General features: G+C 35.4%; 28 protein-coding genes, 2 pseudogenes, 1 riboswitch and 1 other annotated feature. Of the genes and pseudogenes, 18 read left to right on the top strand and 12 right to left on the bottom strand.

Annotated elements, in window-relative coordinates; translation table 11 throughout:
* The first annotated feature begins 28 nt into the window (after positions 1 to 28).
* Positions 29 to 1552 (top strand): gluconokinase, encoded by a 1524-nt coding sequence (gntK, locus tag SB773_RS24345; RefSeq protein ID WP_410592686.1) that lies wholly within the window; start codon positions 29 to 31, stop codon positions 1550 to 1552.
* Positions 1553 to 1682: 130 nt separating this feature from the next.
* Positions 1683 to 2750: a lactonase family protein gene (locus SB773_RS24340; RefSeq protein ID WP_486304297.1), complete on the top strand. Its 1068-nt coding sequence runs from the start codon at positions 1683 to 1685 to the stop codon at positions 2748 to 2750.
* A 123-nt stretch (positions 2751 to 2873) separates the two neighbouring features.
* On the opposite strand, the gene SB773_RS24335 is transcribed toward SB773_RS24340, so the two are convergent.
* A complete protein-coding gene (locus SB773_RS24335; RefSeq protein ID WP_410592660.1) occupies positions 2874 to 3050 on the bottom strand; it encodes a DUF1272 domain-containing protein in 177 nt (58 codons plus the stop codon).
* 195 nt (positions 3051 to 3245) lie between these two features.
* On the opposite strand from SB773_RS24335, the gene SB773_RS24330 reads away from it, so the two are divergent.
* Entirely contained in the window at positions 3246 to 4100 is an 855-nt protein-coding gene (locus SB773_RS24330; RefSeq protein ID WP_410592658.1) for a pentapeptide repeat-containing protein, read from the top strand.
* Between the two features lie 108 nt (positions 4101 to 4208).
* On the opposite strand, the gene SB773_RS24325 is transcribed toward SB773_RS24330, so the two are convergent.
* Complete coding sequence (locus SB773_RS24325; protein WP_410592656.1) at positions 4209 to 5096, bottom strand: DMT family transporter; 888 nt, start codon at positions 5094 to 5096, stop codon at positions 4209 to 4211.
* Between the two features lie 310 nt (positions 5097 to 5406).
* On the opposite strand from SB773_RS24325, the gene SB773_RS24320 reads away from it, so the two are divergent.
* The 4 genes from SB773_RS24320 to SB773_RS24305 all read left to right on the top strand — a co-directional run bounded on the left by SB773_RS24320 (position 5407) and on the right by SB773_RS24305 (position 8499).
* Positions 5407 to 5811 carry a MerR family transcriptional regulator gene (locus tag SB773_RS24320; protein WP_088293862.1) on the top strand — a complete coding sequence of 135 codons (405 nt, stop codon included), beginning with the start codon at positions 5407 to 5409 and terminating at the stop codon, positions 5809 to 5811.
* Between the two features lie 120 nt (positions 5812 to 5931).
* On the top strand, positions 5932 to 7260 hold the full coding sequence (locus SB773_RS24315; RefSeq protein ID WP_044443291.1) for a hemolysin family protein: 1329 nt from the start codon (positions 5932 to 5934) through the stop codon (positions 7258 to 7260).
* Between the two features lie 53 nt (positions 7261 to 7313).
* Entirely contained in the window at positions 7314 to 7727 is a 414-nt protein-coding gene (locus tag SB773_RS24310; protein WP_002084378.1) for an ATP synthase subunit I, read from the top strand.
* Positions 7728 to 7947: 220 nt separating this feature from the next.
* Positions 7948 to 8499: a DUF2179 domain-containing protein gene (locus tag SB773_RS24305; protein WP_002014015.1), complete on the top strand. Its 552-nt coding sequence runs from the start codon at positions 7948 to 7950 to the stop codon at positions 8497 to 8499.
* A 96-nt stretch (positions 8500 to 8595) separates the two neighbouring features.
* On the opposite strand, the gene SB773_RS24300 is transcribed toward SB773_RS24305, so the two are convergent.
* Both SB773_RS24300 and SB773_RS24295 read right to left on the bottom strand, forming a co-directional pair.
* On the bottom strand, positions 8596 to 8823 hold the full coding sequence (locus SB773_RS24300) for a DUF3923 family protein (protein WP_193664216.1): 228 nt from the start codon (positions 8821 to 8823) through the stop codon (positions 8596 to 8598).
* 75 nt (positions 8824 to 8898) lie between these two features.
* The gene (locus tag SB773_RS24295) at positions 8899 to 9279 is read right to left on the bottom strand and encodes a hypothetical protein (protein ID WP_002084382.1); all 381 of its coding nucleotides are present in this window, start codon (positions 9277 to 9279) and stop codon (positions 8899 to 8901) included.
* Positions 9280 to 9648: 369 nt separating this feature from the next.
* On the opposite strand from SB773_RS24295, the pseudogene SB773_RS24290 reads away from it, so the two are divergent.
* Positions 9649 to 10562 (top strand): annotated as a pseudogene (locus SB773_RS24290) (tetratricopeptide repeat protein).
* Between the two features lie 82 nt (positions 10563 to 10644).
* Here the strand turns inward: SB773_RS24290 and SB773_RS24285 are convergent.
* Positions 10645 to 11841, bottom strand: a complete 1197-nt coding sequence (locus SB773_RS24285) for an MDR family MFS transporter (RefSeq protein ID WP_088293866.1) — start codon at positions 11839 to 11841, stop codon at positions 10645 to 10647.
* Between the two features lie 112 nt (positions 11842 to 11953).
* On the opposite strand from SB773_RS24285, the gene SB773_RS24280 reads away from it, so the two are divergent.
* The 3 genes and pseudogenes from SB773_RS24280 to SB773_RS24270 form a co-directional block, all read left to right on the top strand.
* Positions 11954 to 12496 carry a CGNR zinc finger domain-containing protein gene (locus SB773_RS24280; RefSeq protein ID WP_060750708.1) on the top strand — a complete coding sequence of 181 codons (543 nt, stop codon included), beginning with the start codon at positions 11954 to 11956 and terminating at the stop codon, positions 12494 to 12496.
* A 41-nt stretch (positions 12497 to 12537) separates the two neighbouring features.
* The gene (locus SB773_RS24275) at positions 12538 to 12942 is read left to right on the top strand and encodes a class I SAM-dependent methyltransferase (RefSeq protein ID WP_410592650.1); all 405 of its coding nucleotides are present in this window, start codon (positions 12538 to 12540) and stop codon (positions 12940 to 12942) included.
* A gap of 198 nt (positions 12943 to 13140) precedes the next feature.
* Positions 13141 to 14316: pseudogene (locus tag SB773_RS24270) on the top strand (collagen-like domain-containing protein); the annotation flags it as partial.
* A gap of 81 nt (positions 14317 to 14397) precedes the next feature.
* Here the strand turns inward: SB773_RS24270 and SB773_RS24265 are convergent.
* Positions 14398 to 14541, bottom strand: a complete 144-nt coding sequence (locus SB773_RS24265; RefSeq protein WP_000945246.1) for a hypothetical protein — start codon at positions 14539 to 14541, stop codon at positions 14398 to 14400.
* 97 nt (positions 14542 to 14638) lie between these two features.
* Positions 14639 to 14781: riboswitch (cyclic di-AMP (ydaO/yuaA leader) on the bottom strand.
* A 28-nt stretch (positions 14782 to 14809) separates the two neighbouring features.
* The gene (locus SB773_RS24260; RefSeq protein ID WP_060750672.1) at positions 14810 to 15280 is read right to left on the bottom strand and encodes a GNAT family N-acetyltransferase; all 471 of its coding nucleotides are present in this window, start codon (positions 15278 to 15280) and stop codon (positions 14810 to 14812) included.
* A 231-nt stretch (positions 15281 to 15511) separates the two neighbouring features.
* Between SB773_RS24260 and SB773_RS24255 the strand changes: the two genes are divergently transcribed.
* Both SB773_RS24255 and SB773_RS24250 read left to right on the top strand, forming a co-directional pair.
* Positions 15512 to 15760 carry a GlsB/YeaQ/YmgE family stress response membrane protein gene (locus SB773_RS24255; RefSeq protein WP_060750673.1) on the top strand — a complete coding sequence of 83 codons (249 nt, stop codon included), beginning with the start codon at positions 15512 to 15514 and terminating at the stop codon, positions 15758 to 15760.
* Positions 15761 to 15824: 64 nt separating this feature from the next.
* Positions 15825 to 16946 (top strand): AI-2E family transporter, encoded by a 1122-nt coding sequence (locus SB773_RS24250; RefSeq protein ID WP_410592646.1) that lies wholly within the window; start codon positions 15825 to 15827, stop codon positions 16944 to 16946.
* A 28-nt stretch (positions 16947 to 16974) separates the two neighbouring features.
* Here the strand turns inward: SB773_RS24250 and SB773_RS24245 are convergent, their stop codons facing one another.
* Positions 16975 to 18132 (bottom strand): 1-deoxy-D-xylulose-5-phosphate reductoisomerase, encoded by a 1158-nt coding sequence (locus tag SB773_RS24245; protein ID WP_061689138.1) that lies wholly within the window; start codon positions 18130 to 18132, stop codon positions 16975 to 16977.
* Positions 18133 to 18267: 135 nt separating this feature from the next.
* Positions 18268 to 18474 (top strand) — a binding site (T-box leader).
* Between the two features lie 44 nt (positions 18475 to 18518).
* Between SB773_RS24245 and SB773_RS24240 the strand changes: the two genes are divergently transcribed.
* Positions 18519 to 19517 (top strand): tryptophan--tRNA ligase, encoded by a 999-nt coding sequence (locus SB773_RS24240; protein WP_410592644.1) that lies wholly within the window; start codon positions 18519 to 18521, stop codon positions 19515 to 19517.
* Here SB773_RS24240 and SB773_RS24235 read toward each other — a convergent pair.
* Complete coding sequence (locus SB773_RS24235) at positions 19514 to 19972, bottom strand: NUDIX hydrolase (protein WP_131245416.1); 459 nt, start codon at positions 19970 to 19972, stop codon at positions 19514 to 19516. The two genes, SB773_RS24240 and SB773_RS24235, sit on opposite strands and share 4 nt — an antisense overlap.
* Positions 19973 to 19989: 17 nt before the next feature.
* Positions 19990 to 20829, bottom strand: a complete 840-nt coding sequence (locus SB773_RS24230) for a DUF2785 domain-containing protein (protein ID WP_002013997.1) — start codon at positions 20827 to 20829, stop codon at positions 19990 to 19992.
* Positions 20830 to 20952: 123 nt separating this feature from the next.
* On the opposite strand from SB773_RS24230, the gene SB773_RS24225 reads away from it, so the two are divergent.
* From SB773_RS24225 to SB773_RS24210, 4 genes are all read left to right on the top strand, one after another.
* On the top strand, positions 20953 to 21675 hold the full coding sequence (locus SB773_RS24225) for a GNAT family N-acetyltransferase (protein ID WP_002033371.1): 723 nt from the start codon (positions 20953 to 20955) through the stop codon (positions 21673 to 21675).
* A gap of 173 nt (positions 21676 to 21848) precedes the next feature.
* Entirely contained in the window at positions 21849 to 22880 is a 1032-nt protein-coding gene (locus SB773_RS24220) for a tyrosine-protein phosphatase (RefSeq protein ID WP_410592640.1), read from the top strand.
* Between the two features lie 157 nt (positions 22881 to 23037).
* Positions 23038 to 23748: a YjjG family noncanonical pyrimidine nucleotidase gene (locus SB773_RS24215; RefSeq protein WP_410592638.1), complete on the top strand. Its 711-nt coding sequence runs from the start codon at positions 23038 to 23040 to the stop codon at positions 23746 to 23748.
* A 72-nt stretch (positions 23749 to 23820) separates the two neighbouring features.
* Complete coding sequence (locus tag SB773_RS24210) at positions 23821 to 24783, top strand: tubby C-terminal domain-like protein (RefSeq protein ID WP_410592636.1); 963 nt, start codon at positions 23821 to 23823, stop codon at positions 24781 to 24783.
* 68 nt (positions 24784 to 24851) lie between these two features.
* Here the strand turns inward: SB773_RS24210 and SB773_RS24205 are convergent, their stop codons facing one another.
* Together SB773_RS24205 and SB773_RS24200 are read right to left on the bottom strand one after the other, a co-directional pair.
* Positions 24852 to 25052, bottom strand: coding sequence for a helix-turn-helix transcriptional regulator (locus SB773_RS24205; protein ID WP_098095092.1), 201 nt, complete (start codon positions 25050 to 25052; stop codon positions 24852 to 24854).
* The gene (locus SB773_RS24200; RefSeq protein ID WP_410592634.1) at positions 25040 to 25399 is read right to left on the bottom strand and encodes a DUF3796 domain-containing protein; all 360 of its coding nucleotides are present in this window, start codon (positions 25397 to 25399) and stop codon (positions 25040 to 25042) included. The genes SB773_RS24205 and SB773_RS24200 overlap by 13 nt, the downstream gene beginning before the upstream one ends.
* Positions 25400 to 25575 lie beyond the last annotated feature (176 nt).

Here is a 25575-nt window from a genome sequence, read left to right as displayed (position 1 = left end):
AAGGGGTTACATAGTGAGCTCAAAATATATGATTGGTGTAGATATTGGGACAACTAGTACAAAATCAGTTTTGTTTTCAATTGATGGATCTGTTATTGCAAGCCACGGGATTGAATATCCTTTACATTCTCCCGCGCCAGAAATAGCAGAACAAGATCCGGAAGAGATTTTTCAAGCAGTGATACATACGATTAAAGAAACTGTACGATCAAGTAGTGTAGAGTCGAATGATATTCTTTGTGTTTCTTTTAGCTCGGCAATGCATAGCGTCATTGCTATTGACGAAGAGGGGAATCCGTTAACGAGATGTATCACTTGGGCAGATAATAGAAGCGCAAGCTGGGCAGAGAAAATAAAGAGTGATATGAATGGTCATGAAATTTATCTTCGTACTGGGACACCAATTCATCCTATGTCACCACTTTCGAAATTAGTTTGGCTTCAGAATGAGCATGCAGAGTTATTCGCAAAAAGCTATAAATTCATTTCTATTAAAGAGTATATTTTCTATAAGTTATTTAAGGAATATGTAATTGATTATTCTATAGCATCAGCAACAGGAATGTTCAATTTGAAATCTTTGAAATGGGATGAAGAAGCTCTTCGTGTTGCAGGGATTACAGATGAAAAGCTTTCTACACTTGTTCCAACGACGCACAGCTTAATAGGATTAGATGAAGAACTTGCAAAAGAGATGAATGTATTTGTTTCTACTCCCTTTGTAGTAGGAGCAAGTGATGGAGTACTATCTAATTTAGGTGTAAATGCAATAGAGCCTGGAGTTGTTGCTGTTACAATTGGTACGAGCGGTGCGATACGTGCCGTCACAAATCGTCCCGTAACGGATCCAAAGGGTAGAATTTTTTGTTATGCACTAACTGAGGACCATTGGGTAATTGGCGGGCCAGTTAATAACGGTGGGATGATTTTTAGGTGGGCTCGTGACCAATTAGGCACTTCAGAGATTGAACTTGCGAAGCGTTTAGGAAAAGATCCATATGAAGTGCTTACTGAAATAGCAGCAAAAGTTAACCCTGGATCTGACGGTTTATTATTTCATCCGTATTTAGCAGGAGAAAGAGCTCCTTTATGGAATGCAAATGCGCGAGGGTCTTTCTTTGGACTTGGATTACATCATAAGAAAGAACATCTTATTCGTGCTGTTTTAGAAGGAGTAATTTATAACTTGTATACCGTTCTGCTTGCTTTAAAAGAGCTTATCGGCGAACCGAAAAAAATTCAAGCGACAGGTGGTTTTGCAAGGTCGGAACTTTGGAGACAGATGATGGCAGATATCTTTCATCAAGACGTATATGTTCCTGAAAGTTTCGAAAGTTCTTGCTTAGGAGCTGCGATCCTCGGTTTATATAGTTTAGGTGAAGTAGATACGTTGCATGTAGTTTCTGAAATGGTTGGGGCAAATTTTTATCATGAACCAAACATGGAAAGCGTGGAAAAATATAAAGATTTAACACCAATCTATATTCGTCTGTCCCGTCACTTGGAAGAAGAATATGAAAGTATAGCAACTTATCAAAAAAAATGGGTTTAAAGGCTATTTAGCAAGAAAATATGGTAACGTATAAAGAGGTACTCCGATTTTTTAGGATATTCTTTCAATATAAATAGTTTAAGGCTACTTAGTAAAAAGTATGATGAACAAAAACTATAGGGAGAGGGTTATGAAAATGAAGGATAACAAAAAGTTTATTGGATATGTTGGAACTTACACGAAAGAAAATAGCGAAGGAATATATACGTTTACTTTAGACACGGAAGCAAAAAAAATTAGTAATGTAACACTTGCGGCCAAACTGGATAACCCTACATATGTAACTATTAACCGAAATAATGAATATCTCTATTCTGTTGTTAAAGAAGGAGAAACTGGTGGTGTAGCTGCTTATTCAATTGATAGTCATACTGGAGAACTTCAGGCAAAAAACAGACAAGTAGTAGAAGGGGCTTCTCCTTGTCATCTTAGTGTTGATAGTGGAAATCATACGGTAGTTACAGCGAATTACCATAAAGGAACGATTGAGTCTTTCGGAGTAAATGAAAAAAATGGAACTGTAAATCCTGCCGCATCTATTATGGCACATGAAGGTTCAGGTCCAAATAAAGAAAGACAAGAAAAACCACATGCACATTACGCGGGATATACTCCTGATGAAAAATATGTGGTGGGTGTTGATTTAGGAATTGATAAATTAATTACATATGAAATAAAAGATAGTGCATTAACAGAAGTGAATAGCTTATCTGTAAATCCAGGAAGTGGTCCGAGACATATTACTTTTCATCCAAATGGAAAGTACGCCTATGTGATGACTGAGCTGAGTTCAGAGGTTATTGTGTTAACATATAATTCAGAAGAAGGGGCTTTTACAGAATTACAGTATATTTCTACTGTTCCAGAAGAATTTGATGGAAACAGTCAAGGGAGTGCTATTCATATTTCTTCTGACGGCCGTTTTGTGTATGCAGCTAATCGTGGTCATAATAGTATCGCTGTTTTCAGTGTGGATCAAAACTCAGGTCAGCTTACATTTATTGAACATACATCTACAGAAGGAAATTGGCCGAGGGACTTTGTATTAGATCCGATTGAAAAATTTCTTGTTGCTACAAATGAAAAGTCACATAACCTTGTGCTATTTTCAAGAAATGAATCTACTGGTAAGTTAACACTTTTACAATCTGATGTTGTTGTACCAGAGCCTGTTTGTGTTAAATTTTTAAATGTTTAATTTGTGAGAGAGATTGAAACTCAGTTCATGTAGAAATGTCTTTATTTATAGGTAAGTCGATATAATTTCATATAACCCCAAAATAGGGGAGAGAAAAAAGCAAAGCGATATCGCCTTGCTTTTTTACTGTTTCTTTTTCGGTCTGCGTACTAACTCACCACCGCAGTTTGGACAAACGTTGTTTCTTTCTTCTGTACATGGTGCACAAAATGTACATTCATATACACAAATGTATGCTTCAGAATCTTGCTCGAGGGAATGATCACAAATTTGACAGTTGGTTTTCATTTCTAGTGCCATAGTAACTCTCCTTTTAGTTTGAATATTTATAATTTAATTATAATTCATTAGATAGAAATAGTCTTTTTCAATTGAAAGGAAATTGAGTGATAAAGTTATGAATTGAAATGAAAGATGCTGTTTTATTTTAAAATTGATTATTTAATACAGTTGGAATATTATGAAATAGTCAAAAGACAACAGGGGGTATATATTTTGACTAATAATAACGATTATTTTCATGTAGAAGAGGATACAAATCACAATAGTTTAAAAGCAGATTGTGAAAAGTGTTTTGGTTTATGTTGTGTAGCATTACCGTTCGCAGCGTCAATAGATTTTGCGGTGAATAAAGATGGTGGTAAACCTTGTACAAATTTACAATCAGATTATAAATGTAGTATACATAGAGATCTTAGAGGAAAAGGGTATAAAGGTTGTACAGTGTTTGAATGTTTTGGTGCTGGACAAAAGATTTCTCAAGTTACGTTTAAGGGAATTGATTGGCGGAAAGATGCTCAGCATGCGAGAAAAATGTATGATGCTTTTCCGGTAATGCATCAACTTCATGAAATGCTTTGGTATTTGAATGAGGCTATTCTATTAAAGGCGACGCAGACCATTCATAAAGAGCTGAAGGAAGCAATTGAAGAGACTGAGCGTCTTTCTAATTTAAGTCCAGATGAGTTAATGGAAGTAAATGTGCCATTACACCGTGCAGAAGTGAACATTCTCCTTTTAGAGACGAGTGAATTAGTTTGGAAAGAAATGAATGATGCACGTAAGAAACGAATCAGTCACCGAGGTGCAGACCTTATGGGAGCGAATTTAAAAAAGAGAGATTTACAAGGAGCAAATTTAAGAGGGGCGTATCTTATTGCGGCTAATTTACGAGATGCAAATTTAAGGGGAGCGGATCTCATCGGAGCAGACTTGCGAGATGCAGACATTCGCGGGACAGATTTTACAAATAGTGTTTTTCTTACGCAAGTTCAAATTAATGCGGCGAAAGGGGACAAACATACGAAATTACCGAAAGTGTTGTCTCGTCCAGCGCATTGGAGTGCGTAAATTGCATGTAGTGGTTTGCAAAGTAATATACCAATTTGCATCGGTTTTCACGACCAAGACCCAATTATGCGAACAGGCAGAGACTAAGTCTCTGCCTGTTTTTTTATACTATTTTTGCTTTTCAAAAGTAGTAATTATAACACTGCATATAATAAGGATACCACCAATGAAAAAGTTACTGTTTAACGTCTCATTTAACAGGAGCCAGCCAAGTAATGATCCTACGATCGGTTGAAAGAAGAAAAATAATGAACCGATGCTAGCATCCATTAATTCTAACCCTTTATTCCAAAGAAAAAATGCACCTGCGGTTGAGACGATTCCTAAATAGAGTACGCCTAATAATACGTACATGTTTATATGTTCAATAGGACTTGATTGGAATTCCCATACCATAAAAGGTGTAATGAAAAAGAGTGAAAAAAATATTGCGTACGTTGTAATAATTAAAGATGAAAATCGAGCGGAAGCGATTTTTACATAAATGGATAGTAAAGCCCACGTAATAGCCGCTCCAACTAAAATGATTGTACCGATAAAATAGGAGCCGATTTCAATATCCCATCCGATAACGATAATAACACCGATTGTCGCTATTATAGTTGATAAAAGTTTACGAGCAGTTAGTTTCTCTTTTAAAAGGAGCGCTGCAAATATAACCATAAATGCAGGTGTAGCTGATGTTACTAAGGAGCCTGTATGAGCATCGGATAATTTCGTTCCGATAAATTGACATGTGATCGAAATGAAATACCCGATGAATCCAATCCAAGCGAATAATAGCCAATCTTTTTTGTGTATGGTTACTTTTTTCTTTTGCTTTTTTTCAGTTGTTTTCAAAATCGCATATAAAACAACAAAAGCGATAATAAAGCGTAGCCAAACGAGTGTAAGTGGCGGAATAAAGTCGAGTACGTATTTACTAACGACGTACATACCGCCCCAAATACTTGCTGCTAGTGATAAACATATAGCTCCTAAAATGGTTTGTTTCATTTGAATGACCTCCGTCTATTTTTAGGGTTATGATTTATTCCCTAAGACGAGGCATGGTGCACTTGTTATATGGATGCCCGTCTTAGATTATAGACGGCCTACAGGTTGATCGTTTTCGAATGAAGTGTTGTAGTACATGAACGTAGCCTCCCTTCTTCTTTTAACGATATTATAACTTAATTTTCTGATTATTAAAGAGTGTTATGGAATTGTGCATAAAATGTGAATAACAAACCGTCACGTTTGACTGTACAGTTTATGTATTGTATGATAATAGTAATATAAACAAGGGGGGAAGATCGTTGGGAAGGTGTATCGAATCGGACAGTTGGCTCTCATGGCTCACGTGTCGAAACGAACGATTGATTATTATACGAATCTAGGAATCTTAAAAGCGGAGCGATCTCAATCTAATTATCGCTATTACGACGAAACAGCATTTGAGACATTACAATTTATTGAGAAGTGCAAAGAAATGCATATGCCGCTTTGTGAGATTAAAGAGAAGATCGAGGAGAAGAAGCTGCTCGGTATCAATGAACACGTTTCGAAACATGTGAATGAAGTGACAGACCATATTCATAGATTAGAAGCAGAACTAACAGAGTTAAAGCCTCTTTTAGATGAATTGACTGATTCACAACGTGAAAAAATATCGAAATCTTTATCAGGTCAAACGACAGCTTTATTACAGACACTTGCTCTATTATTATAGAATAAGTGAAATCCGACCTCTTTAATTTTTGTATCGGGCTATGTTTTCTAACGAACAAATAAGAAAACATTATAGTATACAGGAGGTGGACACCTTAGTTTTTTTAACTAAGGGGATTCATTGGAAATATTTAATTTAGTCATGGTTGCGATTTTAATCGCATTTACTGGATTTTTCGTAGCAGCAGAGTTTGCGATTGTTAAGATACGTTCAAGTCGCATTGATCAGCTTGTTGCGGAAGGGAAACGCGGTGCGTTAGCAGCGAAAAAGGTAACAACAAATTTAGATGAATATTTATCTGCTTGTCAATTAGGTATTACAGTTACAGCGATGGGACTTGGTTGGTTAGGTGAACCGACAATCGAAAAGTTATTACACCCGTTATTTGAGAAATGGAACGTAAATCCTTCTATCTCATCAGTATTAACTTTTGGTCTTGCTTTTATGCTAATGACATATTTACACGTTGTAGTAGGGGAATTAGCTCCGAAAACGCTGGCAATTCAAAAGGCTGAAAAAGTAACGTTGTTATTGGCAACTCCGTTAATGATGTTCTATAAAATCATGTATCCATTTATTTGGGTATTGAACGGTTCAGCTCGTGTTATAACTGGTTTATTCGGTTTGAAACCAGCTTCTGAACATGAAGTAGCTCATACAGAAGAAGAATTACGTCTTATTCTTTCAGATAGCTATGAAAGTGGCGAAATTAATCAAGCTGAATACAAGTATGTAAATAATATCTTTGAATTTGATAATCGCATCGCGAAAGAGATAATGGTACCGCGTACAGAAATCGTTGGTTTCTATCTTGAAGATTCAGTAGAAGAACACATGAAAGTAATCCAAAATGAACGATACACACGTTATCCGATTTTTGGAGAAGATAAAGATGATATTATCGGTATGGTCAACGTAAAAGATTTCTTTATTCGATATATGAACAACGATCAAGAAGATTTATCATCGATTCGCACGTATATGCGTCCGATTATTGAAGTTATGGAAACGACTCCAATTCATGATTTATTACTGCAAATGCAGAAGAAGCGAATTCCAATGGCTGTTTTATATGATGAGTACGGAGGAACAGCTGGAATTGTAACGCTTGAAGATATATTGGAGGAAATCGTCGGCGAAATTCGTGATGAATATGATGAAGATGAAGCACCACCAATTCAACATGTGAACGAGTATCATAAAATTGTTGATGGAAAAGTGCTTATCTCAGAAGTAAAAGATTTGTTTGGATTACACATTGAAGAAGACGATGTGGATACAATCGGTGGATGGATTATGATGCAAAATCATGAAATCGAAGAAGGACAATACGTTGAAGCAGAAGGCTATGAATTTAAAGTATTAGAAAAAGATGCTTATCAAATTAAACGTGTTGAAATTCAAAAAATGGATCATGAACAAGAACAAGAGAAAGCAGCAACTGTGTAAGTTGCTGCTTTTCTTCTGACACATAATAAAATGTGAAATTAGGAGCGGATATTTTGATTCAAGTAGCCTTACGTGTATATCGATTACAATTGTATACGATCTTTAGTGGTTTACTACTAATGTGGGCGGTTACTCCGTTTGGGAAACAAGTGACAGGGTTCGGTATTGGTTTAGCAGTTAGCGCATATTGTCTTTGGCTATTAGCTCGCAGAGTGGAGAAATTAGGAAGAAGTATCGTGATGAAAGAAAAGGCTCCTGGATTAGGAGTTCTAAACCGATTTGCAGCCGCAATATTAGGGGCTATCATTATGTTTGAAATTGAGCATGAAATGGAAATGTGGGCATTTGGTACTGGAATATTGGGTGGACACTTTTTAATGATTGCGAATTTAGCCTATGCAAATATGCAGCTAGTAAAAGAAGAAGAGAAGCAAAAGGAAAATGCTTCGAAAAACATAGAGCTCTGATGAAAGGGACCTAATCAGGTTCCTTTTTTGCGTTTAAAAATAAATGATATAATACGAATGATTTACTGGTACTTATCGAATTTACGCCAAACATAATACGCTTATTTTTGGGGCATTTCAATAGTATGAAAAAAAATTAAAAAAAATTAAAAAACCCATCGATTTCTAAAGCTTATGTATGTTATCATGACAAAAGAATTTGCGAAAGAGGTGGATACCAATGTTACAAGCTTTACTTATTTTTGTGCTTCAAATTATTTACGTTCCAACTTTAACAATCCGTACGATTTTGCTTGTAAAGAATCAAACAAGATCCGCTGCAGGTGTAGGATTGTTAGAAGGAGCAATTTATATTGTCAGTTTAGGTATTGTGTTTCAAGATTTATCAAATTGGATGAACATTGTTGCCTATGTCATCGGCTTTAGTGCGGGACTATTATTAGGCGGTTATATAGAAAATAAATTAGCAATTGGATATATTACGTATCAAGTTAGTTTGCTAGACCGTTGTAATGAATTAGTAAATGAATTACGCCATTTTGGATTTGGCGTTACAGTATTTGAAGGTGAAGGAATAAATTCTATACGTTATCGCTTAGATATCGTTGCAAAGCGTTCTAGAGAAAAAGAACTGTTAGAAATTATTAATGAAATTGCACCGAAAGCGTTTATGTCTTCTTATGAAATCCGTTCGTTTAAAGGTGGATATTTAACGAAGGCGATGAAAAAGAGAGCATTGTTGAAGAAGAAGAAAGATGAACATGCATCGTAAAGAAAAGGGAGTAGTGCAGCTTTAAAAGCACGGCATAATCCCCATAGAAAAAAGAGAGGAATCTATATTGAAAAAGATTTCTCTCTTTTTTCTGCGTTATTTTTTTCTGCTTTTTCTCAGATTAACAATTAACCATACAACTTGAATAATTAGTGGTAATATAAATGCAATTAATAAAACGATAAATGCTATTAATTTCAGCTCAGGTGTTTGAGTAACGCCGGTCCCATCAACCTCTCTTAGCCAAATGATAGCTGCCAATATCCCGAAAGTTATAATCCAAAATATGTTACCAATCCACCAATAAATCCATCTGCTTTTCATGCTAGCACCTCTTATATTTACCCTCTGTTAAAAGTATATTTTCGGTTGTTATATTTAAATGAAATAACTATAAAACTACTTTTTTTCAACTGTATATCTAACTTGTTTAAAGGTTGCCATGTCTCCATCTTCGTTATCATCTTTCGTTTGCAAAAGTTGAACTCTTGGCTTGTAGTCTGTCCTATGAGCGTGCTCGATATCTTTAATGTTAAGTTTGTAGGATTCACCATTATTTATTTTTTGTTCCAATACTTTTTTATTGGCAACATAAATAAAAGTTACTTTATTTTCATCAATACCTTCAGTCTTAATTTCTAATTCATTATCTTTTGTTGTAATCGTTGGTGTTAATAATTCAATACTGCCGCTTCCGGTTTCTAAAGAATTTTCTACTATAGTTGAACATCCGGATAAAATGATTCCGATGAATAGCAGAACAATTAATTTCTTTTTCATAACATCCCCCAATTTCAAGTGATTTTTGATTTTGGTATTGCTAGACTGCTAGTGTGGAACGTAAATGTTTAGCTAGCACTTTTTTATTGTACCATAATATGTAAATTAAAGTAGGTTATATATCCAATTTAAGGGAGATTGAAAAGTTTACTTATTGTTGAGAATCAGTATTTTTACAGTAGGTATTTATTTTCTTTACAAAGCGGTGTTGATAAAGTCATTACGAATTGGATATCCAAATATATGATGAAATGTAGACAGGAGAAAGAGCTTAATACGAAGCAATCTTATTTTTATAGAAATTACAATTTTTACATATTAAAATGATGATAGGGAATAGATGAATTCATTCACTTCGGAGGTAGTTACTTGAACATTAACGAGAAGGCAATTGAAATGTTTGAGCAAAATGAATATGAGGAAGCAATGGAACTGTTTCAACAAGCAGTACATGAATCTAGAGGTGTGCAATCTCTCAATAATCTTGCTTGGATGTACTTTTATGAGGAAGAGAATGATGGTAAAGCTCTTGAATTAATAAAAGAAGCTGTTAAGTTGAATCCTTCCTCATACTTTCCTTATAACATCTTAGGGGAAATTTACATGAAACAAGAAAAGTGGGAAGAAGCGAAAGATGCATTACAAAAATCTATTTCGATTCAACCATCCGATGAAGCATATCACAATGTAGCTGTAGCTCATTATAATCTTGGAGAGTTGGAAAAAGCTTCGGAATTTTTCTTGCGAGTTGCAGGGGATTCAGACATTATAATGTATAACTATGTAAAGTGTTTAATTGATTTAGGGCGAAAAACAGAAGCGAAAGAGAAGTTGGATGCTTTTAACAGGAAATCTGATGATTTTGTAGGAGAAATTAATGTAGCAGGTTTATATGTTGAGTTGAATTGCTATAAAGAAGCCATTCAATGCTTCGAAAAGGGATACAAAGAAGATTGGAAAAGTCCCAATTGGATTGGTAGATTTGTTTATGCTCTATATAAAGTTAATAATTTCTCCCGTATAAATGAAGTTATACGGGAATCTATCGAAGCGAAGACAGCAGAAATAGAAGATGTTCAGAATGAAGAAGTAGAAGAAAATTGGACAGAAAACGATAAGAAAGAGTTAATTGAGGAATATATAGAAGAGAACAATTGTTATAAAAAATGATAGAACGTATCGAATCTGGATATGTTCCAGGGTTAGAATTTGAAACTGATTATATAGGGGCTTGCTATTTATTTGGTTGTAAAAGACATAATCATCTTGAATATGAAAAATAAAAAGATTCGACTGTCAAATATGATGGTCGAATCTTTTTATTATAGGCTGCTTGTCTAAAGGTACCATCTCAATTGTAATGTGTTAAAGATGTTTCGTCTCATTACATAGGTATATATCCTCTTTAGAGCTCCCTTTTTTAATATTTAAAATATGGAGTGAAATAAAACCAATAAGTCCTATTCCGCCGAAAATAAGCCATGGTGTATACATTCCGTTTAAGTTGGATGTAAAAGATGTACCGGTATAATTACCGATGATAAAACCAAATGCGAGTGATAGTTGATAAAATCCGAAGTAAGTAGCTGTATATGATTCGTTACTGTAATTTGCAATAGCGATATCAGCGTTAGGTAATACGAGTGTTTCACCGATTGTAAATAAAATTACACAAATAAATAGCCAATATGGGTGTTGAAATAAAGGAATGAGTAAAAAGGAAATACTCATTAATAAAACACCGTATTTAATAATCGAAAGTGTGTTGTATTTATGAAATAGTTTTCGGAATAACACCATAAATATGACGCCTGTTATTGCATTTATCGTAATAACTAGTGTAGCAAGCTGGTTGCTATTACTAATGTTTTTCATATGAAGTGGAAGTGCGACAGTAAGCTGAGTAAACATAATATAGAAGAAAATCATAATAAATGAAAACAAAAGGAAAGATTTGTTTTGTAAGATAGCCTGTAGCCCTAATGTAATAGACGTGTTTTCAGTAGTGACTTGGAAGTGATTTTTAAGTAAGTAAAAAATAAAAGCGAATAACAGCATAAGAGATCCTGTTAGAGAAAAAGCATAGATTGGATCGAGTAAGAGTAAGAACCCTCCTGCAATTGGTCCGATTATTGCACCGCAATTAAAACTAAGGTTTAAATATGTAAATAAATTTTTTCTCATATGAGCTGGTTGTGAGCCAAATATGGCGCGCGCAGCAGGTTCGTAAAATGCAGTTCCGAAGCCAATAAGTGCAGAAGAAATAGAAATTGTATAGAAATCAGAGCATATTCCTAAAGCGATAAATCCGATTCCTCTTAAAAATAATCCGGCTATCATCATAATGATATAGCCTATTTTGTCAGCAATTAATCCTGAGAATAATGGGATAACTCGTGATGTAATTGTCATAACCGTCAACACTGTTCCTACTTGAACAGCAGAAAAATGAAGAAAGCTTAATAGATAAATAGCTAAAAATGCGTATACTGCAAAATACCCAAAAGACATAAAGAATGAAGAAATAAGCATGAAACGTATCGGTATTGAGAAACTTTTCATAGAACTCCTCCTAATATCGTAACCAGTAAAATTATTTAATGGTTAACTATTTTATATTATAATTATACATAAAGTCAGAAAAAAGTAAATTTTAAGAAGAAGGTGGATGGAATTGAATCAATATGCACCAAATGAATTAGAATATATTCGGGAATTTTTAAATACATGGAAAATACCAAACGATACGAGAGAGCCAATTGATATGCTGCAAACAGAAGAGGATATAAAGCTTTTTATGAAAAAATATTTTCATAAAGAGGTTCCATTTCATACGATAGAGGAATTAAAAAGTTTTCGAGAAGATATTCGGTTAACGGTTGAAGGCGAAGGATCATTGCAAAAGTGGTTAGAGAAATACCCATTTCATGTACATGTAAAGGAAGATATGAAAGGTATTACATATGAGCCTGTGCACGAAGAGAATGTATATACAAAAGTATTAAGCATTGTGTTAATGTCAATTCAAGAAAATTTGTGGGGAAGGTTAAAAGCATGCCCAGATTGTCGCTGGGTATTTTATGATCATTCGCGAAATGGAAGTAAAAGATGGTGCGGTATGTATGCTGGAGAAGCAGGAGGAAGAGCGTGCGGTACGATTGCGAAAGTGAAAAATTACCGGGCGAAGAGAAAAGGGAGATCGGGTTATAATGTGTAATTTATATTAGGGGAAGAAAATTAGATGGGGGAATGTAGGATATGAAAGGTACGCAAATGTTAGCTTTAAATAAAAAGTGTTGGGATACAGTTGCACCATATTTCTTTCAAGTGGATTGTTTACCGAAATATGGCCCGTATACAGCGTCTGAAGATGAGATTCATTTGTTCGATTCAATCAGAAATAAAAAGGTTCTTGATATTGGATGTGGAAGTGGGCATTCGTTGCAATATATGGCAGGAAATGTACAAGCGACATTATATAAGAGAAAAATAAGTACATACATAAATGAGTTAAATAGAGTGGGATTTACAATTGAGAGAATAGAAGAGCCTGAACCATCTAGCTCATTTGATGAAGAACTAGCTGAGCCGTCTACGAAATATTATTCTTTATATAAAGCTAGAATGGTGCCAACGACTTTTATTATTAAGGTGAGAAAGTAAAGTGCTTTATAAAAAGAAGCCTATCATTTCAAATAAATGAAATGATAGGCTTCTTTATTTTTAAAAAAATGAGGTCAAAGATGTACTTTTCATATAAAAATGCATTTCATATAAAAAGTGTAATTATTTTGGGGAAGGGGGATTGTTGTGCGTCATCATAGAAAGTGCAAAAAATTTGGAGTGGCACTGCCTCTTCCGCTTGAAGGAGCAACTGGCCCTACTGGTAACAGTGGTCCTCCAGGCATCATCGGTCCTAGAGGAGCAACGGGTCCAACCGGTCCTCAAGGAATACAAGGAATACAGGGGCCACAAGGAGGTATAGGTCCAACAGGTGCGACTGGAATTCAAGGAGTGCAAGGTCTAGAGGGTCCAACGGGTCCAACCGGTGCAACCGGCCCTCAAGGAATCCAGGGAACACAGGGTATTCAAGGTCCAAATGGTCCACAGGGAATACAAGGTCTACAAGGAATTCAAGGCCCAATTGGTCCAACTGGATTGACTGGTCCCCAAGGGATACAAGGAATAACCGGTTCAACTGGTCCAACCGGTCCAACCGGAGCAACTGGACCGACGGGAGTAACGGGTCCACAAGGAATCCAAGGTCCACAAGGGATAACGGGGCAGGCAGGAGCAACTGGATCGATGGGAGCAACTGGTCCACAAGGCGTGCAAGGAATACAAGGTCCACAAGGTGCCACGGGAGCAACCGGAGCAACCGGTTCAACTGGAGTAACAGGTTCTCAAGGAATTCAAGGAGTGCAAGGTCCACAAGGAGTGACCGGATCCACTGGAGCAACTGGATCGACTGGCTCAACAGGTGCGATTGGACCGACAGGGATACAAGGAATAAGAGGAGTAACCGGTGCAACAGGTTCAACCGGAGTAACGGGTCCAACTGGTGCAACAGGTTCAACTGGATCAACCGGTCCAACTGGATCGTCTGCAATATCAACAGGTGGCGGCTATTTCTTTTCTACCTCAACAAGTACAATTGCAGCAAATGCCAACATTCCAATTAATTCAGGATCCACTGTATATGGAACTGGTGTATCTTTAACTAGTGCTACAACTGTCACGGTATCCACACCAGGAATATATTTAGTAAGCTACTATTTCCAAGGGGACGCGACTGGTGGGAATGAGACAGTATCTGTCAGATTACTATTAAATGGAAGTCAATTAACAGGGAGTTTTATACAAAACGTAACGACATCAACTGTAGTAATCGAGCCAGCCATTTCAAATACGCTTCTTGTGAATGTAGCGAGTGCAAATTCAACATTAGTATTACAAAATGGCCCGTTAGGTGTAGGGCATGTGACCACTATAGCAGGTGTGATTACGGCAAGTTTAAATGTGGTGAGGATATTATAAAAAGTATAGGGAATATAAAAAACACAAGGAATGTCTTTATAGACACACCTTGTGTTTTTTAATATTAAATAAACATTTTCTTTATCTTTTCGGTTGAAAAATATGCTGAAAGAAGTATTTGTGATGTAAGTTATCTACAACTTTATTTGCTTGATATGTGCGGTGTTGTTCGAGTCGAAGTCTTTGCTCCATCATTTTTATTGCGTGATCTGATAAACGTAACATTGTACCAGTCTCCTTTTCTATAAATATAGTTTTCTGATTGATATCGATTCCATATTTATAACTAAGGAGGCAAAGTGTGTAACATAGGCAAAAAGCACCTTCCTCTCCCATTACGCTTACGAGGTTAGCTGTCGGACTCGGGAAGTGAGAGTTTCCCTACTTGAAAAAGATTCGCCCCAAGTAGCATAGCTACAAAAATGGTTCCCCCGCTCCAAAATTTGGACTCAGCAAAAGGTTGTATAAAGTAAAAAATAACATAAATAAATAATTAAGTCAAACTATTTTGTTTTTTCTGTCTTTTAAGTTGTGTAAGAATCATGCCATCAGGTAGTGTTGTATCTGTTACTTCAATGAAGCTGTGTTTTTTATATAATGCCAGAGCTGGAGTATTGGCTTTACCTGTTTGTACAATGTATGTCATTGAAGACGAGAACATGTTAAATATATAAAGTAGCAGTTTCGTTGCGATTCCTTTTTGAAAAAAATCGGGCGATACAACTAATCTGTGGATATCGATTAGTTCTTCTTCTTGTATAAAAGAAATAAAGCCGACGAGTTTATTTTCAGAGAAATATCCATAGAATGTTTCATCACAATTTTGAATATCGTTTACAGTATCATATAAACGAGGTATTGCAGTACTGTTTAAAAAGTCTGCTTCAATTTTATAAGCTGGAATTTGAACATTTAAAATGGATGATGCTACTTCATAAGAAGTGGGAAGTAATTTATGAATCATAGATAATAACGCCTCCTTTAAATATGATATATTAATATAATTGATTTGTGGGTAAGTTTGACAATTTTTTTCTTTTTTGCATATAATATATGTATCTCCATACATAAAATGTTCGTAGGTATATTTCTATAGTAGGATATGGTTAGCGTAGATAAATACGTAATCTTATATAAGAGTTTAGCTACTCTTGTATTTGATAATACAAACTATAATAGAAATGAGGGACTAAAAATGGGATGGATTATCACATTAATAGTTGGTGCTATTATAGGTATAATTGCTAGTTCCATAACGGGTAAAAATTTTCCAGCTGGTATGTTTGGAAATATAATTGCTGGTTTACTAGGAGCTTGGTTAGGTAGTAGATTATTTGGATCTTTTGGGCCATCATTTGGTGGGATTCATGTCGTGCCAGCATTATTAGGTGCAATTGTGTTAATTCTTATTGTATCATTTGTAGTAAAAACTGCAAGAAAATAAAGGCTATTACTGATTGTTTTATAAAGCCCTTTTAGGGCTTTTCCTAATTAGAGAGGTGGTACACTTGGAGAAAGTAAATATAAGAAAAAGAGATAAGTTGAAAAAGTTTTTTAAAGAACAAAATTATTTAGCTGTACTACTTGGATTCGCGTTGCTGTTTGTAAATATATTATTACTTACAAAAATATCATTCGTCTTTACACCGTTCGTCGTATTTTTAAAAACAATCTTTTTCCCAGTATTATTAGCGGGAGTACTATTTTATATATTGCATCCATTCGTTTCTCTTTTAGAAAGAAAAGGTGTGTCGAGAATTGTGTCGATTGCCTCGATATATATAATTGTTCTTGGATTATTTGTTTTTCTTGCGGTCACGGTTATTCCAATTATTAAAGATCAAGTAAATGCTTTAATAGATAACTTGCCATATTTCGGGCATGAAATCGAAAGGGCAGCACGTAAATTTGGAGAAAGTAATGTAATTGGTAGAATGCAGGAAAGTTTAAATATTGATTTTGCTAATATCGTAAAAGATTCTACAATGAACTTTACAAAATCATTATCATCAGTAACAGGAAATGTAACTGGATTTTTAAGTACAATTACTGAAGTTGTTTTAACATTTGTAATGGTTCCGTTTATTTTGTTCTATCTTTTAAAAGATGGTGAGCAATTACCGAATCATTTTTTAAAGCTTATATCTGAGCAAAGACAACCAGCTGCGAAGAGAATACTAGATGATATGCATTATGCGATTAGTTCGTATATTAGAGGACAAATTATTGTTAGTTTATTTATCGGTATTATGCTATTAATCGGTTATCTTATTATTGGTATTAAATATGCGGTACTACTTGCTATTTTAGCGATGATTGTAAATATCGTTCCGTACGTAGGACCAATCATTGCAATTACACCAGCTTTAATTATCGCATTTATCGACTCGCCATCAATGGTGTTAAAAGTAATTATCGTTATGATGATTGTACAATTAGCAGAAGGTAAATTTATTTCTCCGCAAGTCATGGGGAAAAAGTTAGATATTCACCCGATTACTATTATATTTATCATTTTAACTGCGGGAAATTTATTTGGAATTATGGGGATTATTTTAGCAATTCCAGGGTATGCGATATTAAAAGTTTTAGTTACGCACGGTTATAGATTTGTGAAGTTGAATACGTGAAAAAAGAGCTAAAACAGAGAAACCTGTTTTAGCTCTTTTTCATTAACAATTGATTTGCGTATTGGCGTGCCCATTGATCAGCTTCTAATATATCATCGAGTGAAGGATCTTTTACGTTATGATGAGCTTCAACTGTATTGTAAATTGTTTTTTCGATATCGAAAAATGCAATTTCATTTTTAAGAAATAGTGCATTTGCAATTTCGTTCGCTGCATTTAATACGGCTGGAGTTGTACCGCCAATTTTTCCACATTCAAATGCATATTGTAGACAGGGGAACTTCTCTAAATTTGGTTTTTCAAAATGCAAACTACCAATTTCTAATAAATTTAATCTTTCATAGGATGAAGGTAGTCGAGTAGGGTAGTGAAACGCATATTGAATCGGCATTCTCATATCAGGAGCACCGAGCTGTGCCATGACTGATCCATCAATAAATTCCACTAAAGAGTGGATGATACTTTCTTTATGAATCATAACATCAATTTTTTCATAAGGAATATCGAATAGCCACTTAGCTTCCATCACTTCAAACCCTTTATTCATTAACGTGGCAGAATCTATCGTTAGTTTTGCGCCCATTAACCAGTTTGGGTGTTTTAAAGCATCCTTCGCTTGTAATGTTTTCATTTCTTCACGTGTTTTATCACGAAAAGCGCCGCCAGAAGCTGTAACAATTAATTTTTCGATTTCCTTATTATTTTCCCCATTTAAACATTGGAAAATGGCTGAATGTTCACTATCAACTGGAATTAGGCGGCATCCGTTTTGTTTCGCTAGTTCGGTGACAATATGTCCAGCTGCAACTAAAGTTTCTTTGTTAGCGATAGCGATATCTTTCTTCGCCTTTAATGCTTCAATTGTTGGGAGTAAACCTGAAACACCGACAACTGAACTTAATACAAGATTTGTATCAGGATGGGTAGATACTTCAAGTAAACCATCAGTTCCATATGTAATTTTCGTATTTGTTGAAATACGAGAACGTAATGTATCCGCTAATTCTTTTGTCGCTACGCTTACAATACGAGGCTGAAACGATTCGATTTGTTTTTCGAGAAGATCGATATTATAATTCGCGGTTAAACCGACGATTTTAAAATGTTCAGGATGAGCGGAAACGACATCTAATGCAGATGTGCCAATGGATCCTGTTGAACCTAAAATGGATATATATTTTACCATGAAAAAACCTCCAAAGTTGTTTCGAGTATTTCTGCAAACCTATATATTATTAGACAATCAAGGTGGAAATTCCTGCTATATAAAACAGAAAATTAGGGTTTAATTGGAAAGGGAATGTGATAAACTGTAAAAAACGAAAAAGCAATGAAAGAGAAGAGTACATGTTCAAAACTTTTCAGAGAGCTGATATGTGGTGGGAATCAGTAAGGGATGAATATGGAATGGGCTCTGGAGCTTCTAGCTGAAATGAGTAGGCGAAGACGGTTACTTCACGTTAAGAAGTTGAAGTGAGCTATAATATAGCTAATTAAGGTGGTACCGCGGGAGTCTCTCGTCCTTTTTTTAGGATGAGGGGCTCTTTTTATTTTGAGAAAGGAGGAGTTAGGATGAGCGAGAAAATTATGTTAACAGGAATTAAGCCGACAGGTTATCCGCATTTAGGAAATTATATTGGTGCAATTAAACCTGCATTGCAAATGTCAAAAAATAATGAAGGAAAAGCATTGTACTTTATAGCTGATTATCATGCATTAAATGCTGTGCATGATCCAGAGAAGTTTAGTAGTTATACGAAAGAGGTAGCGGCTACTTGGCTATCCCTCGGACTTGGAGAAGATGTTATTTTCTATCGACAAACAGAAATACCGGAGATTTTAGAATTAACGTGGATACTATCTTGCCTAACTCCGAAAGGTCTTATGAACCGTGCTCATGCGTATAAAGCGAAGGTAGAGCAAAATAAAGAAGCGGGATTAGAAATTGATGCAGGTGTGAATATGGGATTATATACGTATCCGATTTTAATGGCAGCTGACATATTACTATTTCAAGCTACTCATGTACCAGTTGGAAAAGACCAAATTCAGCATATTGAAATTGCGCGTGATATTGCGACGTATTTTAATCATACATTCGGCACGACATTTACACTTCCGGAGTATGTCATACAAGAAGAAGGTGCAATATTACCTGGTCTTGATGGAAGAAAGATGAGTAAAAGTTATGGGAATGTTATCCCGTTATTTGCAGAGAAAGAAAAGCTACGAAAGTTAATATTTAAAATCAAAACAGATTCTTCACTTCCGAATGAACCGAAAGAACTGGAAACGTTATTTATGATTTATAAAGAATTTGCGACAGAAGATGAAATTCAGTCGATGCGTGAAAAGTATGAGGCCGGAATTGGTTGGGGAGATGTGAAAAAAGAGTTATTCCGCGTTGTAGACCGTGAATTAGCCGGACCTCGTGAGAAATATGAGATGTATATGAATGAGCCGCATTTATTATATGAAGCGTTAGAGAGAGGTGCTGAGAGGGCACGAGCTATCGCAAAGGTAAATTTAGCGGAAATTAAAAAACGGATTGGATTTGAGAGGGAACGTTAAGCGTTCCCTTGTTTTTGCTGGTAATCTGTAATAATCCTATCAATAACAGGAGGGAGATTACTAGGTAATTCATCAAGTGAAAAGAAGCGCAGTTCTTTCGATTCCGTTTGATCGCATACAAGCTGACCGTGGAATTCTCGGCAAATATAAACAACGAGCACACCGTGTACTTGATCACCGTTTGGATAGATTTGAAAGAAATCAGATCCTGAGTATGTACGGAATAGTTCTGGATTTTTAATGATAAGTCCGGTTTCTTCATATACTTCTCGATTTAAAGCGTCTTCTAACGTTTCGTTATATTCTAAGGCGCCACCAATAATACCCCAGCGGTTAAAATCTGTACGGAGCTGCAGTAATATTTCATTTTTCTCATTTAATATAATGGCGTGTGATCCGATTAAAATGAGTGGATGATTTCCTACTAGATTTCTCATGTCTTCAATATAGCCCATATGTCTTCTCCTTATATTTAATAATAATTAGGCAGTTCTTTTAACATTTTTTCTGTTTTACGTGCTGTAAATGCTAAGTTATGATCATCTTTTGTTCTAAAAAATAATGTGCGTAAAAAGATTTTAATGTTTGCGCATAAAATACAATACTCATTAAGGGAAAGGCGTTTTCTAATTTGAGGAAGCCTTTTTATTTTTTTATAAATAATTGAAATTAACTCATCTTGCGGAAAGTCATGATATAGCATAGATAGTAACGGTGTAACAATTCGTTCATCTTCATTATTATGAAAAAGATCCGATGGGATGAAAATTTTATTTAATAAACAATGAATTAATTCCTCGTACCATTCAAAGGTCGTATAGGAATTGTGAACAATTTCAGAAAAGGCATCAGATACGTGGGCAAGACAATGAGCCCATCCTTTATTTTCAATATAGCCTCGAAAATCCATTTCTAAGTTTGTGTATGTAATGAGTTTGTTTTTTATTTCTTCGATATCCTCCTCTGTAAAAAAGTAGTGCGAGTTAGCGAATTGGAGTATTAATGCAAGTAACGAAACAGTATAAGAACGTGTGAAAACCCCATCTGTAAGTGGGGAGTGAATGTCACAATATAAATACTCATCACTTAAACAAGTTTGTAGAAGTAATTTCAGTTGATCGTCCATAAGGAATTCATGATGAATGAAATGTGCAAAACATTTATATATAAGTTGGTAACGAACGTAACTATCAGTTGTTCCGATATACTGAAGCATATTGAGCGTTAACTCATTAATATCTATATGTTGCAGTTGCGTATAGTCATTTTGTTGTATAAGCTCTAACTGTTGTTGCAGCGCTGTAATATCCAATGGAGAACCTCCTCCGCACTTTAAAGATGCGATGTTTTCTAGTATTCTATATATTCAAGGACAATCCTGCTCATGCAAGGAGAACAAGTAGAAATTCGAGTATGACATAGATGAGGGAAGTATATGATGACTATAGAACAGTTAGAAAAACATTTTAAAATAAGAAAAAATGCTTCTTCTATAATGATAAAAGAAAATGATGCAGAGGTTTTTACAGAAGAGCAATTAGAAGAGATAATGCAATATTGCGTTGCTGAAGCTGAAAAAGATGGAATAGAAGAATTGCAATTTGAGATTTCTTCAAAAAGCCCAAATTATGATGTGTATAAGAAATGTTTCGAAACGTATTCATTTGAATATATTACTGAAAACATGATTGTATTTAAGGATATATATGAAGTAGAAGATATAGAAAGTGAAATTGATTTTAAGCTTATTGAAGAGATAGGCGAAGCCGCTTTTTATTCACTGTGGAATGAAGTGACGGGAGAACAAATCGATTATGATCAATTTGTAAATACGATGCTACAAGAAATAGGTGGGCAATGGAAAGAACATTGTTTAACAGCAAGTATCGATGAAGAGCCAATAGGAATTGTAATCCCGCATATTGAAAGAGGTACGTTAGAAGAAGGAAAACTTATGTATTTCGCAGTCGCTCCAAATATGCGAAATAAAGGGTATGAAGCAGCATTCTTTACAGGGGCAATGTTTGTATTAAAAGAAATAGGCGCATCTTATTATATTGGCGAGACAAATGTACAAAACGAGTGGATGAAGGATGTCTTTGAAAAGAACGGATGTCAGCAGCTGAGCTCTACTGAGCGATATGTGAGAAGGTTTTAGGAGGGGGAAAAGGTTCTTGAACTTGTTTAACGGGAATCCGTGTACAAATTTTGAACAAGTAAAAGAACTTCTAGCCTGTTTGTAAGATAAAAAAAAAATGAGAACGACAAAATGGATATTCCTATAATACAATAGAGAAAGATTCGATTATACGAGAAAGCGTTGGTGAAAGAATGGAGCAGCAAAGAAATTGGTTACAAGCAACTGTAGAAAGAAATGAAGATCATACGTTACAAATAAAATGGGAAAATAATATAGAAAAAGTTCGTATTTATTGGAGTACTTCACCAGATCATATTGAAGAAAATGGAGAATTACTTGCAACGGTAAATGGAGAACCATCATATACAATTGAAAATCTAAGTTCAACTGAGCGTCCATATTTTAGACTAGTAGGAAGTAATGGACAAGCAGTGACAGTAGCTGAGCGTAGATTGCCATTACAAGGTGCATTTAACTTCCGTGATATGGGCGGATATGAAACGACAGAAGGCCGTAAAGTGAAATGGGGCAAATTGTACCGTTCTGAAGAATTAGCAGGATTAACAGAGTGGGATATCGACTATTTACAAAAGTCTGGCTTAAAGTTAATTTGCGACTACCGTACAGATTTTGAAGTGAAGCATAAGCCGAACCCAGAAATTACAGGTGCTCGTCAAGTGTGCTTACCAGTTATGCAAGATTTAGCGAAAGACTTAAATATAAATGAATTTTTCCAAGTTGGTGACCTTTCTATGTTAGGGAAACCAGGCGAGTATCTTATGAAAATGAATCAAGATTTTGTAAGTGGTAATGAAGCATTCGTGAGCTTCTTAAACTTAGCGCAAAACCCGGAAAACTTACCGTTAGTAAACCACTGTACAGCTGGAAAAGACCGCACAGGATTTGGCTCAGCATTATTATTACTTTTACTAGGTGTACCGGAAAAAACAGTAATGGAAGACTACTTACTAAGTAACGGTTTCCGTGAAAAGTTAAATGAAAAAATGATGGCCTTTTTAGGTGCGAAATTACAGAACGACGAAAGTAGAGCAATATTAGGTGCAATGTTTGAAGCACGTGCTGAGTATTTACAAGCTGCGATTGATGAAGTTAAAAAGCAATATGGATCAGTGGAAGCATACGCTGAAAAAGCTCTTGGCTTTACGAAAGAATCGTTAGAGGAAATGAAAGTGTTATTGCTAGAAGATAAAGTGAAACTTTAATCAGTGGGGGGTCATCCCCACTGATTATTAGCCTTCACCAATCGGACTGCCCGTTAATGCGGGATAAATAATGAGGAGGGAGGCTGATTGGATTAGCCTCCTTTTATTATTGTTGCTATAATTAAGCTATGAGAATATAGGAATTGAGGCGAACATCATGAAATACAAAGTAATACTATTCGACGTAGACGATACATTATTAGATTTCCCTGAAACAGAAAGAAACGCATTACATAACGCGTTTGTACAATTTGGCATGCCTACAGGGTATAATGATTATCTTGCAAGTTATAAAGAGATTAGTAATGGATTATGGAGAGATTTAGAGAATAAAATGATTACGCTAAGTGAATTAGCGGTAGATCGATTTAGACAATTATTTGCTCTTCATACTCTAGAAGTAGATGCGCAGCATTTTAGTGATGTATACCTTGAAAACTTAGGGAAAGAAGTACATCTTATAGAAGGTGCAGTGCAATTATGTGAGAATCTTCAAGATTGCAAGTTAGGTATCATTACGAATGGATATACAAAAGTGCAACAATCTAGAATTGGAAATTCGCCTTTATGTAACTTCTTTGATCATATTATTATTTCTGAAGAGGTCGGCCATCAAAAACCAGCGCGTGAGATTTTTGATTATGCTTTTGAGAAGTTTGGGATTACTGATAAATCAAGTGTACTAATGGTTGGAGATTCGCTAACTTCTGATATGAAAGGCGGAGAAGATTACGGTATTGATACGTGTTGGTATAATCCGAGTTTAAAAGAGAATACGATGAGTGTTAAGCCGACTTATGAAGTGGAGAACCTGCTACAAATTTTAGAAATTGTGGAAGTGGCGGAAGAAAAGGTAGTTTCATTTTAATCGTGTTGATATAATTTGAGTTGTGGTCAATTTATAGGGATTAACTGTGTAACAACTAGAGGTGAGTAAAGAATGTTAACGTTTTTATTTGAGTTAGACAAGGCTATTCCGCAGAAGGATGATCCAAAGTATGATGCTTATACAAAGGGCTTTATTGAAGGGGATTTAACGATTCGCGCGAGTGACAGCGTACTTTTCCAGAAGTCGTGTATGAAGGTCGCAGAGCTTGGCATTTATTTAGGACAGTGGATGGAACAAGTGCAACATGGGCAGAAAGAACAATTGAATTATGAAACGAGTGACCGTGAGGAGGTAATTCTCGGGTTCTTCTATGAAGAGGAAGATCAGTGGAGAGTTTCTTCCAGTTGGCAGCAATTTGAACTTCAGGAACGTATATCCACTACAGCATTAGTAGAGAGCGTTCAACGTTATTTATATGAGCTAAATAAGGAACTGCGCGCGATAGAATATCCTGTTACGTTTGATCAGTATTTAAGAGGAGAGCGAATGATGCAGCTTTCTTACAAACGACTGTGTGATAGTAAAGCGGATACGACTTCAATAGAGGTTTACAATGGAAGCGAAGGAGTAGGCGCAGTACGGGGCTATTATAAAAATGCGTTGATGAAAGTGCTAGACTTCATTCCGAAAGTCGGTAGTAATATCATTTATGAAATAAAGGATAGTAAGGGCAATATTCGCGTCATTGCAAAGGATGTAAGTAGGCAGCGCCAAAGAAGGATTTTAGTAACGTACATCGATAATAATGATGCAGAGCATGAAATACTTGTATGTGATGGAAAGTTATTAGATGCAAATTTCTTATTTACCTTTACATATAAGAAAGAAGAATATGTTGTTCACAAAACTTCAATTGGGCTTGGAAAGTTATTACGAAACGGCTATGTAATCGCAGATTGGAATATTCGTCTTGAGGAAGATATGTATCACATCGAGATGAATGTGTATGATGAGGGCTATATAGAAGATCAATACTTACTGTTAGGCGTATTTCATGCTGTTTTGTATGGTTGATAAATGAGAAGTACCGGCATTCTTCATGGGAAGGATGCCGGTATTTTTATGTGATTTTGTGTCCTTAATTAGTCCTCAAAAATAAAAATCTCATCAATTGTACTATGAAGTGCCTTCGCTATATCGTGAGCGAGTTGTAAGGAAGGATTATATTTTCCTTTTTCGAGATGGCTAATTGTTTCACGACGTACACCAACAGTTTTCGCTAAATCTTCTTGTGTCATATTCAATTTGGCGCGGTATTCTTTTATTTTCGTTACGAACGCCATGGTGCATCTTCCAATTCATCAACTGGTTTATCGTAAAAGAACATAGAGAAGCCGAACGTAAGAATGAGTGTGCCAAAAATAAGAGCGATATCAATCTCTTGTAGTGTAGGGTTTGGAAATAACATTTCAATAAACATAATGATAGCGGTCGTTAGTAATGTAACGATAAATGCATTGCGGCACGATTTATTGACGATTTGTTCAAATAGTTCATCGTGTTGAACCGTTCTATACGTTGTGAAAAAGGAGAAGAAACAGAACATAGTAAACAATCCTTTTTCATAAAAAAAGCCGAGGAAACCGAAGAAACCGAGAAATCCTAAATATTTTATCCAAGTTGTTTTCATAATAGGTCCTCCTTACAATGTTAGAAATAATTCACGTTATGTTATAAATATATCACATGTGGAAATGTATAGTAATAATAGTTTTCCAATTCTTTTCATAATAATAGTAAAAAGAGGAAATATACTGCGAAATAGAGAGGGTAATATTGTAAAATGGTTGTAAGGAGGGGGAGGAC

Origin of the sequence: Bacillus sp. SIMBA_074, assembly GCF_046534555.1 — a bacterium.
Taxonomy (GTDB): Bacteria; Bacillota; Bacilli; order Bacillales; family Bacillaceae_G; genus Bacillus_A; species Bacillus_A mycoides.
Note: the sequence above shows the minus strand (reverse complement) of the source record. Positions and strands in the feature narration are given on the sequence as shown.

Coding starts and splice junctions, on each gene's coding strand:
- SB773_RS24265 (WP_000945246.1), bottom strand. CDS start 14,541: ATGTTACGTTTATCAGATCACGCAATAAAAATGATGGAGCAAAGACTT.
- SB773_RS24260 (WP_060750672.1), bottom strand. CDS start 15,280: ATGATTCATAAATTACTTCCCACTTCTTATGAAGTAGCATCATCCATT.
- SB773_RS24225 (WP_002033371.1), top strand. CDS start 20,953: ATGATGACTATAGAACAGTTAGAAAAACATTTTAAAATAAGAAAAAAT.
- SB773_RS24335 (WP_410592660.1), bottom strand. CDS start 3,050: ATGGCACTAGAAATGAAAACCAACTGTCAAATTTGTGATCATTCCCTC.
- SB773_RS24245 (WP_061689138.1), bottom strand. CDS start 18,132: ATGGTAAAATATATATCCATTTTAGGTTCAACAGGATCCATTGGCACA.
- SB773_RS24255 (WP_060750673.1), top strand. CDS start 15,512: ATGGGATGGATTATCACATTAATAGTTGGTGCTATTATAGGTATAATT.
- SB773_RS24200 (WP_410592634.1), bottom strand. CDS start 25,399: ATGAAAACAACTTGGATAAAATATTTAGGATTTCTCGGTTTCTTCGGT.
- SB773_RS24210 (WP_410592636.1), top strand. CDS start 23,821: ATGTTAACGTTTTTATTTGAGTTAGACAAGGCTATTCCGCAGAAGGAT.
- SB773_RS24325 (WP_410592656.1), bottom strand. CDS start 5,096: ATGAAACAAACCATTTTAGGAGCTATATGTTTATCACTAGCAGCAAGT.
- SB773_RS24235 (WP_131245416.1), bottom strand. CDS start 19,972: ATGGGCTATATTGAAGACATGAGAAATCTAGTAGGAAATCATCCACTC.
- SB773_RS24305 (WP_002014015.1), top strand. CDS start 7,948: ATGTTACAAGCTTTACTTATTTTTGTGCTTCAAATTATTTACGTTCCA.
- SB773_RS24275 (WP_410592650.1), top strand. CDS start 12,538: ATGAAAGGTACGCAAATGTTAGCTTTAAATAAAAAGTGTTGGGATACA.
- gntK (WP_410592686.1), top strand. CDS start 29: ATGATTGGTGTAGATATTGGGACAACTAGTACAAAATCAGTTTTGTTT.
- SB773_RS24300 (WP_193664216.1), bottom strand. CDS start 8,823: ATGAAAAGCAGATGGATTTATTGGTGGATTGGTAACATATTTTGGATT.
- SB773_RS24215 (WP_410592638.1), top strand. CDS start 23,038: ATGAAATACAAAGTAATACTATTCGACGTAGACGATACATTATTAGAT.
- SB773_RS24340 (WP_486304297.1), top strand. CDS start 1,683: ATGAAAATGAAGGATAACAAAAAGTTTATTGGATATGTTGGAACTTAC.
- SB773_RS24285 (WP_088293866.1), bottom strand. CDS start 11,841: ATGAAAAGTTTCTCAATACCGATACGTTTCATGCTTATTTCTTCATTC.
- SB773_RS24205 (WP_098095092.1), bottom strand. CDS start 25,052: ATGGCGTTCGTAACGAAAATAAAAGAATACCGCGCCAAATTGAATATG.
- SB773_RS24295 (WP_002084382.1), bottom strand. CDS start 9,279: ATGAAAAAGAAATTAATTGTTCTGCTATTCATCGGAATCATTTTATCC.
- SB773_RS24220 (WP_410592640.1), top strand. CDS start 21,849: ATGGAGCAGCAAAGAAATTGGTTACAAGCAACTGTAGAAAGAAATGAA.
- SB773_RS24240 (WP_410592644.1), top strand. CDS start 18,519: ATGAGCGAGAAAATTATGTTAACAGGAATTAAGCCGACAGGTTATCCG.